This window comes from Chryseobacterium jejuense (assembly GCF_017877355.1).
In the GTDB taxonomy this organism is placed as follows: domain Bacteria; phylum Bacteroidota; class Bacteroidia; order Flavobacteriales; family Weeksellaceae; genus Chryseobacterium; species Chryseobacterium jejuense_A.
In genome coordinates this window covers 174147-189009 of record NZ_JAGIPR010000004.1, presented here as the reverse complement: position 1 = coordinate 189009, position 14863 = coordinate 174147, and the positions used below count along the sequence as shown (strand labels likewise).

The following is a 14863-nucleotide window of genomic DNA, read 5'->3' as shown; positions in this document are numbered from 1 at the left end:
CACATAAAGGAGTTTTTGGATTGTTTTTATTTATTAATAATGAAAATTTTTTGTTTTTTATTAAATAGTTAATCCTGTTTTATATATTTGTTTCAAAATATTGAAGGAAAAAGGATATGAATAATCAATTTATTATTCAGAAATTCGGGTTCTTAGGAAACGATTTTCTGGATGAGTTTCAGAAGCATGCTGTTTTAGCAGATATAAAATCAAAGACTGAAATAGTGAGGGAAGGGCAGAAAAATAAGTATGTCCCTTTTTTGATCAAAGGATCCATAAAAGTTTTTACACTTAACGATGGAAGAGAGCTTATCTATTATTATATCAGAGAAAGTGATAGCTGCCTGATGACCTTTTCATCTATTTTTACGGATTATATAAGCAGGGTATATGCTGTTGCAGAAGAAGATTCCGAAGCATTGTTGGTTCCTGTTTCCATTATACATGAATGGCTGTTGAGGTTTCCTGAGATTAATAAATTATTTTATCGTGAATATGACAGGCGATTTTCAGAAGTAATGAACATGGTGAACGATGCTGTTTTTCACCGCCTGGATAAAAGAGTTCTTAATTATATCAAGCAGCAAATTTCCGTCACGGGGCACAATCCCATAAAAATTACTCACAGGGAAATTGCCAATAATCTTGGAACTTCCAGAGAAGTGGTAAGCAGGGTTTTGAAAAAAATTGAAAGTGATGGAGAGATTCTGCAAACAAAAGAAGGGATTAAAGTGGCTGTAAATGAAAATGTTAGATTAGTCTAATTTATATTGTTTTAAAACTTTTATATTTATGATTGATAAAAACTATTTTCTTGGTGACTTTTATCACATATTTTTGAATTGATAAGACGATAGATTTGTTATATCATAATTTAATGCGAATCGTAATATGACAAAAGCTCTCTTATTTTTGTCGGTACTTTCATCAGTTTTTGCTTTTGCACAGGAAGATCTGCTGAAAGATATTGATACTGTAAAAACCAATACAGATACCTCACAACCTGCATTCAAAGCCTTGCAGATTGTGACCGGACAATCCACTAAACTTGCTGCCAAAAAAGAATGGTATATGATTGTTGCCCATCGGTTTGGCGATGTAAGCGCCGGGTTTAAGGATTTTTTCGGACTGGATAATGCTTCTACTAAACTGGGGGTTATCTACGGAGTTACAGATGCCATATCTTTAAGCCTGTCCCGGGAAACCAATATGAAAACTTTTGAAGGTGGCATTAAGTATAGATTGGTAAAACAAAATGAGAGCTTTCCGGTAGATGTTGTTGGCTATCATGTAATGGGTGCCAATACAGCCATGGATAAAGATACATATCCACATCTTAGATTCAGTGACAGACTGTCTTATCTTACACAGGCTCTCATTTCTAGAAGATTTAGTGATAAATTTTCATTACAGTTTACCCCTTCATATGTACATAAGAATCTTTATGAACCTACTATAGAAGATAAAAACCAATTTCTTGCCGGTCTTGGTGGCCGATATAAAATCTCAAAAAGAATTTCTGTAAATGCAGAATATTTTGTGAATTTCGACAATCACAGTTTTTATAAAAATCCCTTGTCATTAGGTGTGGATATAGAAACCGGGGGACATGTTTTTCAGCTTTTATTTACAAACTCCCAGATCAATTCAGATATCGGATATCTTACGAATGCATCCGGAAATTGGGGAAAAGGACACATTTTCTTTGGGTTTAACCTTTACAGAGTTTTTTAATATGAGAAAAGTAATATACCTCCTAGTCATATCATTTGCAGCAACCATTATTGCATGTGAAAGCAGAACCTATGAAGAAATTTCAGAAAATACCCCTGTCATATTACCTGTAAAATATACAACAGATATAAAGCCGATTATTGATAATAACTGTATTGGCTGCCATTCTGCAGGAAGTTTTAAACCCTTAGCGACTTACGACCAGGCAAAGAATAATATAGACGGGATTTTAGACAGGATTCAAAGAGCAAACGGAGACCCACAGAAAATGCCTAAAGGTGGTTCATTATCTGCCACTCAGATTAATACTTTCATTAAGTGGAAAGCTGATGGATTAACCGAAAACTAAAAATATTTGATATGAAAAAACTAACACTATTAAGCGTAATCCTGTTTTTTGCCGGTTACGCTTCAGCCCAGAAATACAGTTCCAAAACCGGTAAACTAACATTTGAAGCATCAGTACCTCTTTTTGATGATATTTATGCTCAGGATGATGCCAATCTGGTTATTCTTAATGCTGACACCGGAGAAATGGCATCTGTTTCTGTTGTAAAAAACTTCCATTTTAAAACCAAATTAATGGAAGAACATTTTAATGAAAGCTATGCAGAATCTGCTAAATTTCCTAAAACCACATTTAAAGGAAAAGTTATAGGCTTCGATAAGTCAAAACTTACTGCCAGTCCACAGAAATATACGGTTCAGGGAACTTTAAACTTTCATGGAGTAGATAAAGCGATAACCTCTGTAGCTTCAATGTATGCAAAGGATGGAAAGATTTATATGCAGGGAAGTTTTGTAGCAAAACCGGCAGATTATAAAGTGACCATACCTAAAGTGGTTACTAAAAAAATTGCCGAAAATGTAAATGTTGAATATAATTATATACTGATAAAATGAGAAACCTGATTATAGCAGTAAGTATATTTCTGGGATCTTTTTTATTGGCCCAGGAGAAAGCAAAATCAATATTTGATATTGCCAGAAGTGGAACGGTTTCCGAAGTAAAAGAGCTGATGAAGCAGAATCCTGATATCATCAATCAACCCAATGAAAATGGGTTTTCACCTCTTATTCTCGCTTGCTACAGAGGAAATATAGAAGTAGCTGAATTTTTAATAGACCATGTAAAGGACGTAAACTATAAAAGCAGAGAAGGAACAGCATTGGCAGGTCTTTCTGTGAAATACAACAAAAAGTTGGTTGAAGATTTACTAAAGAAAAATGCAGATCCCAATATTGCAGATGATACAGGTTCTACACCGCTATTTTGGGCAGTAAAATTCGGGAATAAAGAACTCATTGAACTTCTGCTTAAATATAAAGCTGATAAATCAATAAAAGATTCAATGGGGATGACCCCTTTTGAATATGCCTTACAGACTCACAAGGAAGAAATTATTAACATCTTAAAAAAATGATATGAAAAAAACTTTACTTACATTAAGTATAGCCCTTGCCAACTTTGCATGGGCTCAGTTTTCGTCAGGAACGGTAGCTCTTCCGGTTACCGGTATGACGGTGAAATTAGATACAACCCCTACAGGAGTAACACTCACATTAACCGGGGAGAGCAATTCCATGCTTGGAATTGGGTTTGGAACTACAGGTATGGGTTCGGGGTCTGATGGATTTATTTATAATTCTACAGCGAACAGAGATTATACATTTATAGGAAAGACAATGCCCAACGCAGATCCCAGCCAGGATTGGACGGAGACATCAAATACAGTATCCGGAAGTATTAGAACTATTGTAGCAACAAGAAGTCTTTCCGGAGGGGCTGGTGATTTTGCAATTCCGAATGCTGCAGGAACAATTAATATCTTTTATGCACGTAAGAGCGACAATATCCTAGGATATCATGATGCAGGAAGAAGTTATGCAACTTTAACAATGACTTCCAGTACTCTATCAACAAATGAAGTTGCTGCTGCTAACAAGAAGGTCAGTCTTTATCCTAATCCAGCTAAGACCACTGTAAATTTCAAAAATATTGATAGGATAAGTGCTCTTGATGTTTATGATGCAACAGGTAGAAAAGTGAAATCTGTAAAACCGGATGGCGAAAATATCAGTGTTGAAGATCTTAAGCCGGGAATTTATTATTTTGAAATCAAATTAAAAGATGGAAATCTGTCTTATGAAAAGTTAATCAAAGAATAAAAAAACACATCCAAATATTTTTAACCATACCTCTGACTTTTCAGAGGTATTATTCTTTTATGTATTGATAATAAATTTTAATATCCTTTATTTAAGGGTGTTGCCTGGTTTTTTTTATATTTGTGTAGTAAGCGGATGCCCATGAAAGTTACTTGTGAAAAATACAATCCATTCTGGAAGAATCAGTTTGAATCCATTAAAAATGAACTCGAAAAAAGCATTGGCTTTTTACATCCTACAATAGAGCATATTGGAAGTACTTCTGTAGAAGAACTATCAGCAAAACCCATTATAGACATTATGATTGGGGTGAAAGATGAGTCCGAACTCGATAAATTTCCCCTATTATTACAAGGAAAGGATTATGTGTATTATGAAAAGTACAATGAAGATATGCCGTATCGCCGCTTTTTCATTAAGTTGACAGCTAAGCCTCAGAACCTGGGATTTCCGGAAATTATTCATTCGGAAGATGAAATTCCGGGAGAACTTCACAACCATAATCTTCGGATAGCCCATATCCATACCATTCCTGTTTCATCTGAGCATTGGCTTCGCCATATTGCATTCCGGGATTATCTTCGTGCCCATCCTGAAGTAAAAGAAGAATATCAGCAATTAAAAGAAAAGCTTAGTACAATGGAATGGTTGGATGGCAATGATTATAATGATGGAAAAGATCCGTTTATAAAAAGAGAAGAAAAGAATGCTGTTCAGTGGTATTTAAATAATCAGAAACCTTAATACTTTGTTCAATGAGAAAAGACTTAAAAGAGATAGCCAGTCAGTTTGCAAAATCCACAATACTGAATGATTTTATAGAATATGGTGGAGTTGCTGCAGCTATTGAAACAGCAGATGGAAATGTATACACAGGAATCAGTATTGATACAGCATGTTCCATGGGATTTTGTGCTGAACATAGCGCTGTAGCAGAAATGCTGAAGAACGGAGAACGTTATATCAAAGCTGTAGTTGCAGTAGGAAATGATGGAAATGCAGTTCCTCCTTGTGGACGTTGCAGAGAATTGATGAGCCAGCTTTCCAAACAAAATCTGAATGCCATAATAGAAGTGAAAAACGGAGTATTTGTAACCCTGAAAGAATTAATGCCTTACGACTGGAAAGAAGATCTTGACAGAGAATGGTAATTGTAGAATGATAATTTTAAAATAAAGATCCATGGAGTTTAAAACCTTAGCCAATGTTGAATTAGATGAGCTTTTAGCAGTATTCAATCTTTCTTTTTCCGACTATATTGTTCCTTTTCATCTTACAAAGGAAGTACTTTCGGCAAAAATTGTTGCTGAAAAATTAGATATGAATATTTCAGTAGGTGCTTTTGAAGAAGGGAAATTAGTAAGTTTTATTCTTCAGGCTGAAAAGCTGGAGAATGGGCAGAAAATTATTTATAATGGCGGAACTGGGGTAATACCCGAAAGCCGAGGAAAAGGATTGGTAAGAAAAATGTATGATTTTATCATTCCTGTTTTAAAAGAAAAAGGTGCAGATATATTGCTGCTTGAAGTCATTGAAGAAAATGTTGCAGCGATAAGGGCTTATAAAAATTTAGGCTTTAGCATCGTAAGAAAATTGCTTTGTTTTAAAGGGAATATCAATTCAGAGGCAGAAAGCTCTACAATCACAATAAAAGAAATGAAGGATTTTCAATGGGATAATCTACTTTCTTTCTGGGATATTGAACCTTCATGGCAGGGATCTATTTATGTATTGAATCCTATGCCGGATACTTATAAAACACTGGGAGCGTATTCGGAAGGAAATTTAGTAGGATATATCATTTACAATCCTGGTGCAAGAAAGGTGCTTCAGATTGCGGTACATAAAGATTATAGAAAGCAAGGGATAGGTTCCGGACTTTTTACGGCTATTGCTGATGGGAAAGCCATCGCTATCAATAATGTAGATGATACTTCTAAAGAAACAGATGTATTTCTTGATAAAAAAATAGGCCTTCAAAATTGGTTATCACAATTTGAAATGATACGCAGGATTTAATCAATACTTTCATATACATTAAAAAATAAAGAGGTTTTAATATACTTTTAATCTCTTAAACTTTTAAGGGAGCAGTAGAGAATGTAACTTTGCCGAAAATTTTTAAATAATGAAGCGAGGAATACACTTTTTACTGCTGTTTCTTTCCTTAACAGTTTTTGCTCAGCAAGGAACTACAGATACAGCTCAGGTAGTAGTTGCAGGCCGCCTGAACAGCATTGAAGCCCAGTCGAAACCTTATATTATCATGATTTCTACCGATGGTTTTCGATATGATTATGCTAAAAAATATAATGCCGAAAATCTGCTGAAACTTTCTGATAACGGAGTAAAGGCAGAAGCTATGATTCCAAGCTATCCGAGTATTACTTTTCCCAATCACTGGAGTCTTATCACCGGACTTTATCCTTCTCATCATGGTTTAATTGATAACTTTTTCTATGATTATAAGAGAAAGGAAACGTATGCAATGAGTAATAAAAAAAATGCAGAAGACGGAAGCTGGTACGGCGGAATTCCACTTTGGGGATTAGCTGAGAAACAGGGAATGGTATCTGCATCCTTAATGTGGGTAGGATCTGCCAGCGATGCAGGAGGAATGAGACCTACCTATTACTATCCCTATCATGAAAAATTTACACCATACGAAAAAGTAGAAAAGGTTGTAAACTGGCTGAAGCTGCCTGAAGATCAAAGACCCCATTTTATCTCATTATACTTCCCGGAAGTAGATGGAAGCGGACATCACTTTGGTCCGGATACCAAAGAAACAGAAACTGCTGTTCATCTGATTGATCAGGCCATTGGAGATCTTGTCCAGAAAGTAAATGATTTAGGATTAAAAAATGTCAACTTTGTTTTTGTTTCAGACCACGGAATGATTAAGGTTGATGGTGGAGCTCCTTTGGAAATTCCAGCTCTTCTTTTTGATAAAAACAGATTCGATTTTTACAATTCCCAAACCCTTTTAAGAGTATATGTTAAAAATCCGGATGAGGTAAAAGCTGTTTATAAAGAATTAAAAGCTCATAAAACAGAGGACTACGAAGTGTATTTAGATAAAAAATTACCAAGATACCTGCATTTTGCTGCAAGAGATGATAAGTACAACAGGATAGGTCAGATTCTTCTCCTTCCTAAAGCTCCGAAAATATTTTTGGAAAAAGGAAAGAAAACTTCCGTAGGGAAACATGGATACAATCCAAGAACAGTTCCTGAAATGAAAGCAACTTTCTATGCCTGGGGACCGGAGTTTAAAAATAATATGGAAATTGGAGAATTTACCAATATCAATATTTACCCTTTGGTTGCTGAGGTTTTAGGATTAAAGATTGAACAACCTATTGATGGAAAACTGAAGGTTTTAGAAAAAATATTAAAAGAGAAGAAATAGAATAATTTTAATTGGATACTATCGCAATGCAGAAGTTTATTGCGATTTTTTTATAAATTTTCAGATAAGTTTCGGCGCACCTTTGGTGCGCCGAAACTGTTTATATTACAATGTTTTTCCGATAATAAATATATAAGTATTAATTAAAACAATTATAGATTAGATTATTGATGATCTTTAGGTTAATTTTTTACCATTACTATATTGATTTTTTTTATATCTTTAAAAGTGAATTATTTCGAGTTTTATGAAAATCTTTACCAGTATAATAATAATGCTCTTGATTTGCTGTAAATCCTCTGTTAAAACGGGTTTTGTAAGTAATGATATGGAAAATAAGTACGCCAGAAAATTGAGCCCGGATAATCGGTTTATTCTTTTTTATCAGTTTGAAGATAACCCTCTTGAGCCTGGAAGGTGGCTTACCTATTATGTAAAAGAAGCCAAAACGAATATTTTTAAAAAAGATAAAACAAAAATCCTTGCAGATTCCATTTATTGGAAACCTGATAACGTTCTTGTCATCATACCTTACCGTAAAATGATAAAAACAGAACTGGAAGTAGACGAAAAAGAAAATGACAATCAAATTTTAATACCTATAAGATAACCACACATGGAAAAAAACTACATCAGAAATGGGGCAATTGTAATAAGCGCTGTTTTTTTATTGAATGCTTGTCAGCATTTCAATACACAAGCAGATACAAGCCGCCCGCCGTCGTCCAATGCAGACGGAATAGTTAAGCAGAAAGAAAAAGAATCAGCGGAACAGGATAAAATTAAAGTTTCAGCTGATAAAAAAGTCTATGCTCAGGTACAGAAAGAACAAAACCTGAAAAAGATACTTGCTTATAATGATCCGAAGTTTAATAAAGTTTTTGAAAACATTGGTGATGGAGCTGAAGAAATTCAGCTTAGAAAGGAATTGTTGATGAGTATGGCAAAACCTGGAGAAATGGTCATGGGACACCGTGCCGATAAAAAATTAAGAGAACAGGAAACAGGAGTTAAAGAGAAAAAAGGGATTGAAGAGATGGCAGAGTACAGACGTCAGATCACAATGCCGATTGGTACCAATAAAATGCTTTATGAAGATGGGAATTTGCTGAAAGAATATAACAAAGCGCTTAACAGTGCTACTCTTAAACAAGCTAAACAGAAATCTTCCATTGCTGCTAAAAACGGAGCTTATTCTATCAACAACGTTGTGTTTACAGAAAGAGGTCCTAATAATATTCCGGGGAGAGACAGGAGTATCGTAGTCTCACCTCTGAACCCTGATAAATGGTATGTAGGATCAGTAGGTGGTGGAGTCTGGATTACTGACAACGCCGGAACAACCTGGAAAAATACTACAGATTTTGCCGTTCCTAACCTGGCTACTTCTACGATTGCCATTTCTCCGCAAAACCCGAATGTTGTTTATGCTGGAACTGGAGAGCCATTTGGTAATTTAGATAAGATTACAGGAACAGGTCTTATAAAATCTACAGATGCAGGAGAGCATTGGACAAGATTACAGAATACTGCTGCTTTTGGTGATGTAGGAAGGTTATTGGTAAACCCAGCCAATTCAAATAACCTGTTAGTAGCTACTTCAAAAGGGATATACGTAACTCAGGATGGTGGAACTACATGGAATCAGACCTTTACAGGGTCAACTGTCAATGGAACTGCTTATGTTTCTACCCAAGATCTTGTTGCAACCAGCGATTTCAGTGCTATATATGCTTCTGTTAATACTTTAGGCGTTCTTAAATCTACAGATGGAGGGACTACCTGGACAAAAGTATTTGATGCACTGGCTCTTAATAAAGCAATAAAAAGAATTGAGATTGCTGTATCTCCGGTTAATCAGAGTAAAATTTATCTGAGCTGCCAGGAAGGTGCAACTACAGGAATATATATGTCTGCCAACGCAGGAACCAGCTTTCAGGCTCTAACTTATAAAACCGGAAACAGTAAGGAAATCCTTGGAGATCAGGGATGGTATGATAATGCCGTTACAGCCCATCCGTTTAATGAAAATATTATTTATGTAGGTGGAGTTTCTGTGGCAAAGGTTACCGTAGATACTACGGATAACTCATACAATGTACTTTCCATTGCAAGTGGCTATAATACAGCCTACCTTAACACGGCTGTGCATCCTGATCAGCACGGTATCGTTTGTCAGGTTAATCCGGCAAACCCTGCACAATTTAGATTATTGTTGACTAATGACGGTGGAGTGTATTCCACGCAATATAAAACAAACCCGGGAGAAACTCAGGGAGATTGGAGTAACCCTGTAACAGGGCTTAATACAACACAGTTCTACGGTGCAGACAAAAAGAACGGGGCAGATGCTTATGTCACAGGAGCTCAGGATAACGGATCATCAGCTACCATTACAGCTCCTTCCTCAAGCACTTCAAACTACTTATCTTTATTGGGTGGAGACGGCTTTGAGGCCCTTTGGAACTATAATAAGCCTAATGAAATGATATTTGGTTCTCAGTACAATAACTTTGTAAGAACAGAGCAGGGAGTAAGTACCACAGGCCGTTTTACAGCCAGAAATGCAGACTATGGATCGACATCATCTCCATTCTATTCAAAATTAGCCAACGCTAATAATAACCCGGATGTTGTATTTACAGTGTCCTCTAAAGGGGTTTGGAAATCTCCGGATTTCGGTAGAACATGGGGGTTAACAACCTTTACAGCAGCCAACAACGGAACATGGAATGGAAATGCTTCATTTGCCACTGTTAAAGTGTCTGTAGCAAATCCTGATGTAGTTTGGGCCGGTTCTGCTGCTTCAGGAGGAACGGGAACAACGTATAAGATCAACGTTTCAAAAGATAATGGATCTACCTTTACTAAAACAACAGGTAATCTGCCAACCACAGGTAACTATTATATCAGTGGAATTTCTCCATCAAATACAACGGAAGCCAGAGCATATGTAATGTTCTCCGTAGCCGCTCAGCCGAAAGTGGTAAAAACCAATGATTTTGGTGCAACATGGACAGATATTTCAGGGTACAGTACAGGATCTACCTCTACAGGTTTCCCGGATGTTCCTGTACATAGCTTAATTGAAATGCCATTTGATGATAAAATCCTTTGGGCAGGAACAGATATTGGTATATTTGAAACCGTAGATAGCGGTGCAACATGGTCTCTTGTAACCACTATGCCTCCCGTTTCTATCTGGAATATGAAAATTGTGAATGACCAGGTGGTTCTTGCTACCCACGGTAGAGGAGTCTGGACAGCCACTATTCCTGAACTAGCAACCTATGTGATGCCTGAATATGTAGCACGCCCAATTATAAAAAGTGTAAATCAGGTAGCTATTCATGATACAAAAGCCAAAGCCGTCTTTAATTATACAAATCCACAAATTACGAGTCTGAAAGTGTATGTTGATAATACTTATGTATCAACAATTTCCAGCACTCAGCCTAATACCGATTATACATTTACTACAACATCCACTTTATCTGAAGGGATTCACTCTATTTCAGTTACCGGAGTGTATGCTAACGGAACCAAGGAAACAATCAAGGATACAAAATCTTTGGATATTATCAACTTTAACAGTGGAGCATCTGCTATTAATGTTCCTGCCTTTACTACCAATGATGTGTATATTGGAACTGGCAAATTTGTAGTAGATAATGTATCTAATAAATTTACTTATAATGTGTTGAATAATGTTGGACATCCATATGCAAATTCCACGAATTATCAGACTTATATAAAAACTCCGGTGATTATAGGACCTGCATCTGCAATGACAATGAGACATATGGCCCTTACAGAAGCAGAATATGATTTTGCTTATGTAGAAGGATCTAAAGATCTGGTTAATTGGACTACCCTGGGCGTTTATGATGAAAAATCATTCAGTAACTGGAACAATGGTGGAGCTGCTCTTCCGGCAGCTAGTGTGAACGAAACATTATTCCAGAACAGTTCTTTAAATTTAGGAGCATTTGCCCCTGGTGATGAAATTGCAGTAAGACTTCGCTTGGTAAGTGATCCGGAGGTTGCTTCTTATGGATGGCTTATTAAATCTATAGTTCCTACTTCTTCTCTTGGAGTAAAAGATATTGTGAAATCAGAAGAAGGAATCAGGTTGGTACCTAACCCGGCAGATGATGTTACAGGTATTATGCTTCCTTCCAATAATAAAGGCGATGTAGATGTTTATGTGTATGATGCTTCCGGCAGACAGGTAATGTCTCTGAAAAAGCAAAAAGGGCCAAAAATTGATATGGATGTAAAAAGTCTTACAAAAGGACTTTATCTGGTACTTGTAAAAACAGGTACAGAGAATAAAGCTCTGAAATTGATTAAAAACTAATTATTACCCTTATTTTTAAACAGGCAGACCTTTAAAAGTCTGCCTGTTGTTTTCTAACAATTTTATGAGTACTAAAATTTCAGTTTCCTGTTATCAACCTCCAGTCTAAAACTTAGAAGCAAATTCTTTAGCGAAATCTTCCAGTTTAATCTTTCCTGTAACAGGAGAGCCATGCTCAATAAAATCTTTTTGTACGGTTCCCGTTTTCATTCCTAGCCCCATTTCAACATACAATTCAGCCATATCCTGTGGTAAACCAGCCTGCAGCATTCCGTTTAAAGAATCTTTATCTGAGAATTCCACCCAAGGAAGAGCAGGTTTTTCAATAGAAGCACCCAATACTTTGGCAAAATCAGAAGCTTTTCGGGAGTCGCTTATAATATATCGGATATTTTTTCCAGTCTCATTTTTCACCAATTCCTCTGCAGCTGCTTGGGCAATATCTTCTGGATGTACCACTGGAATTTCTGTGTTTTCAGGATAATTACCACCAATAATTCCTGCATTTTTAATCAATGGAATGTCATTGTAGAAATTAGTATAAAAATAACCTGCTCTTAAGAAAGTAAATGAGGTGTTGTCAAGCTCATGATAAAGCTTTTCGATATGATGAAGCCCTTTGATAGGTCCGTTTTCTACAGGAGATCCGGCTCCAACACTGCTTAACATTACCGCTCTTTTTACTCCGGCATTTTTTAATGCTTCAGCATAATTCTTACCAGCATTGATGGTATTCTGAACAATATTCTCAGCACTGATGGCAGGTGGTGTCATCACAAATACTGCATCTGCTCCACTAAATGTCCGGGTTAAGAAATCAACATCTGTAATAGACCCGATAGCAGGTTTTGCTCCTAAAGATTCAATGTCTTGTTTTCGTTCTTCATTGCTGCTGATAACAGTGATATCATGTCCTTGTTCTGCCAATTGCTTTGTTAAAGGTTTAGCAACGTTTCCTAGTGATCCTGTGATTATAATTTTCATATGTAAATTTTTATTGTTTTTTATTGGTCATCTGTAATCGCTGAATATTAATTACTTTGTATGAATAGATTAAGTGTCTGCGATTTCATAATAAATATTTTTTTATTTCCTGAGACAAAGTTATATTTGTACTTACTTTTATACAAGTACTTACCCTAAAGTATGTAACTATGACAGCAATTAAAGAAAATTCAACCATTCAGGAGAATAAGAAGACTGTACAGGATTGTCCCGTAATGTATGTTATGGAAAGAATTGGCGGATTCTGGAAACCTATTATTCTGTTTAATCTTTCTACAGGAGAGAAAAGATACAGCGAATTGAAAAAAGCCATTCCTGCGGTAACGGAAAAAATGCTGATTCAGCATCTTAAACAATTGGAGTCAGATGGTCTCGTCATCAGAACAGCAAAACCTGTAGTGCCGCCTCACGTTACATATAAACTGAGTGAAGCAGGTAATGAACTTGCTCCTGTTATTGATGCAATGGCGGCATGGGCTTTTCATGATATGGAAAGGAATGATAACAAAGGTGCTGATGGAAACAAATATATGATAGATAAAAATCAGAATAGCTTTGGCCAAAACCTTGAACAATAAAAAAGAGGTTCTTCAATTTGAAGAACCTCTTTTTGTTATATCCTATAGACAGATTATAATGACTGCATGTCAATCACGAAACGATATCTTACGTCACTTTTCAGCATTCTTTCATAAGCTTCATTAATATCCTGCATCTTAATCATCTCAATTTCCGAAACAATATTATGTTCCCCGCAGAAATCTAATAATTCCTGAGTTTCAGCAATACCACCAATCACTGATCCTGCTACTGATTTTCTTCCCAAAATCATCGGAACTGTATTCAAAATAGGCTCCAGACCACCTAGATATCCTACAAGAACATGTGTTCCGCTGATATTTAAAGTAGTTACATAAGGATTCACATCGTGCACATAAGGAACTGTGTCAATAATCACATCAAATTTCCCTTTTACAGACTTCATCTGTTCTTCATCTGTAGAAATAATAACATGATCGGCTCCTAATTGTTTAGCATCTTCAGTTTTTCCGGGAGTTCTTGAAAATAAAGTTACTTCAGCACCTAAACCTTTTGCAAGTTTAATGGCCATGTGCCCCAATCCACCTAAACCAACAACGGCTACTTTAGAATTTGGACCTACATTCCAGTGTCTCAAAGGAGACCATGTTGTAATTCCAGCACAAAGAAGAGGTGCTACAGCAGCTAGATCAAGGTTTTCCGGAACTTTTAAAACATGATGAGAATCTACCACTACCTTTTGGGAATACCCCCCAAAAGTATGACCTCCCGTATGCTTGTCTTTTCCATTATAGGTACCGGTGAATCCGTTTTCACAATATTGTTCAAGATCATGTTGACAGCTGTTGCAGTGTCCGCAAGAATCTACGATACATCCTACACCTGCAAGATCACCTACTTTAAATTTAGAGACCTCACTTCCTACCTTTGTAATTCTTCCTACAATTTCATGTCCGGGAACAGCAGGGTAGATCGTTCCGCCCCAGTCGTTTCTTGCCGTATGAAGATCAGAATGGCATACTCCGCAATATAGAATTTCAATTTCTACATCTTTGGAGGTTACCTCTCTTCTTTCAATATTCATTTCTTTCAGGTCTGCTGTGATAGACTCAGCCCCATAAGCTTTTACTGTAAATGTATTCATTTGATTATTTATGTTATTTGAATTAATAAGTTGATGCTATAAATTGTTATATTCTTCATCCGTTACAGGTTCCAGCCATTCCACAATCCCATTCTGTGTATTGGTATTGATTGCAATATGAGTGAATTCGCTGTTAGGGGCAGCCCCATGCCAATGAATTATATTCGGAAGGATATTTACGATATCTCCGGGATGTAAGATCTGTGCAGGGCTTCCTTTTTCCTGATAATATCCGGTTCCTGAAGTTACGATTAAAATCTGTCCGCCACCGTGGGAATGCCAGTTATTTCTGCATCCGGGTTCAAAGACTACATTTCCGATCTGGCAGTTGAGCTGATCTGCATTAGGTTTCAGAATCTGAACCCAAGCCTTTCCTCCGGAAAAATAATCCGATGGAGCTTGTTCACCCTTTGGAAAAATATTGGTATTAAAAGTTTTCATAACGGTACAAAATTCGAAACTTTCCGGTAAACTGAACTTATACAGATTACCGAATTAC

At 36.4% G+C, this 14863-nt stretch carries 16 protein-coding genes; 13 read left to right on the top strand and 3 right to left on the bottom strand.

The features are described from left to right. Positions 1 to 116 precede the first annotated feature (116 nt). From J2772_RS10130 to J2772_RS10075, 12 genes are all read left to right on the top strand, one after another. The gene (locus J2772_RS10130; RefSeq protein ID WP_209916240.1) at positions 117 to 764 is read left to right on the top strand and encodes a Crp/Fnr family transcriptional regulator; all 648 of its coding nucleotides are present in this window, start codon (positions 117 to 119) and stop codon (positions 762 to 764) included. A gap of 127 nt (positions 765 to 891) precedes the next feature. After that, positions 892 to 1734 (top strand): DUF5777 family beta-barrel protein, encoded by an 843-nt coding sequence (locus J2772_RS10125; protein ID WP_209916238.1) that lies wholly within the window; start codon positions 892 to 894, stop codon positions 1732 to 1734. A 1-nt stretch (position 1735) separates the two neighbouring features. Beyond that, positions 1736 to 2083 (top strand): hypothetical protein, encoded by a 348-nt coding sequence (locus tag J2772_RS10120; RefSeq protein ID WP_245365202.1) that lies wholly within the window; start codon positions 1736 to 1738, stop codon positions 2081 to 2083. Between the two features lie 11 nt (positions 2084 to 2094). Continuing rightward, complete coding sequence (locus J2772_RS10115) at positions 2095 to 2637, top strand: YceI family protein (RefSeq protein ID WP_209916234.1); 543 nt, start codon at positions 2095 to 2097, stop codon at positions 2635 to 2637. After that, on the top strand, positions 2634 to 3158 hold the full coding sequence (locus J2772_RS10110; protein WP_209916231.1) for an ankyrin repeat domain-containing protein: 525 nt from the start codon (positions 2634 to 2636) through the stop codon (positions 3156 to 3158). Before J2772_RS10115 ends, J2772_RS10110 begins: the two co-directional genes overlap by 4 nt. A gap of 1 nt (position 3159) precedes the next feature. Beyond that, on the top strand, positions 3160 to 3903 hold the full coding sequence (locus J2772_RS10105) for a T9SS type A sorting domain-containing protein (RefSeq protein WP_209916229.1): 744 nt from the start codon (positions 3160 to 3162) through the stop codon (positions 3901 to 3903). A gap of 141 nt (positions 3904 to 4044) precedes the next feature. Further along, entirely contained in the window at positions 4045 to 4647 is a 603-nt protein-coding gene (locus J2772_RS10100) for a GrpB family protein (protein WP_209916227.1), read from the top strand. An 11-nt stretch (positions 4648 to 4658) separates the two neighbouring features. Then, the gene (locus J2772_RS10095) at positions 4659 to 5054 is read left to right on the top strand and encodes a cytidine deaminase family protein (protein ID WP_209916225.1); all 396 of its coding nucleotides are present in this window, start codon (positions 4659 to 4661) and stop codon (positions 5052 to 5054) included. A gap of 31 nt (positions 5055 to 5085) precedes the next feature. Then, positions 5086 to 5922, top strand: coding sequence for a GNAT family N-acetyltransferase (locus tag J2772_RS10090; RefSeq protein ID WP_209916223.1), 837 nt, complete (start codon positions 5086 to 5088; stop codon positions 5920 to 5922). 109 nt (positions 5923 to 6031) lie between these two features. Beyond that, positions 6032 to 7315: an ectonucleotide pyrophosphatase/phosphodiesterase gene (locus J2772_RS10085; protein WP_209916221.1), complete on the top strand. Its 1284-nt coding sequence runs from the start codon at positions 6032 to 6034 to the stop codon at positions 7313 to 7315. Between the two features lie 328 nt (positions 7316 to 7643). After that, positions 7644 to 7925: a hypothetical protein gene (locus J2772_RS10080; protein WP_209916219.1), complete on the top strand. Its 282-nt coding sequence runs from the start codon at positions 7644 to 7646 to the stop codon at positions 7923 to 7925. 6 nt (positions 7926 to 7931) lie between these two features. Continuing rightward, positions 7932 to 11675 (top strand): T9SS type A sorting domain-containing protein, encoded by a 3744-nt coding sequence (locus tag J2772_RS10075; protein WP_209916218.1) that lies wholly within the window; start codon positions 7932 to 7934, stop codon positions 11673 to 11675. A 105-nt stretch (positions 11676 to 11780) separates the two neighbouring features. Here J2772_RS10075 and J2772_RS10070 read toward each other — a convergent pair whose 3' ends face one another. Beyond that, entirely contained in the window at positions 11781 to 12659 is an 879-nt protein-coding gene (locus J2772_RS10070) for an NAD(P)H-binding protein (RefSeq protein ID WP_209916215.1), read from the bottom strand. Between the two features lie 170 nt (positions 12660 to 12829). On the opposite strand from J2772_RS10070, the gene J2772_RS10065 reads away from it, so the two are divergent. Beyond that, a complete protein-coding gene (locus tag J2772_RS10065; protein ID WP_209916213.1) occupies positions 12830 to 13258 on the top strand; it encodes a winged helix-turn-helix transcriptional regulator in 429 nt (142 codons plus the stop codon). A 53-nt stretch (positions 13259 to 13311) separates the two neighbouring features. Here J2772_RS10065 and J2772_RS10060 read toward each other — a convergent pair whose 3' ends face one another. Together J2772_RS10060 and J2772_RS10055 are read right to left on the bottom strand one after the other, a co-directional pair. Continuing rightward, positions 13312 to 14364, bottom strand: coding sequence for an NAD(P)-dependent alcohol dehydrogenase (locus J2772_RS10060; RefSeq protein WP_209916211.1), 1053 nt, complete (start codon positions 14362 to 14364; stop codon positions 13312 to 13314). Between the two features lie 36 nt (positions 14365 to 14400). After that, positions 14401 to 14805 carry a cupin domain-containing protein gene (locus J2772_RS10055; protein ID WP_209916208.1) on the bottom strand — a complete coding sequence of 135 codons (405 nt, stop codon included), beginning with the start codon at positions 14803 to 14805 and terminating at the stop codon, positions 14401 to 14403. Positions 14806 to 14863: the final 58 nt, after the last annotated feature.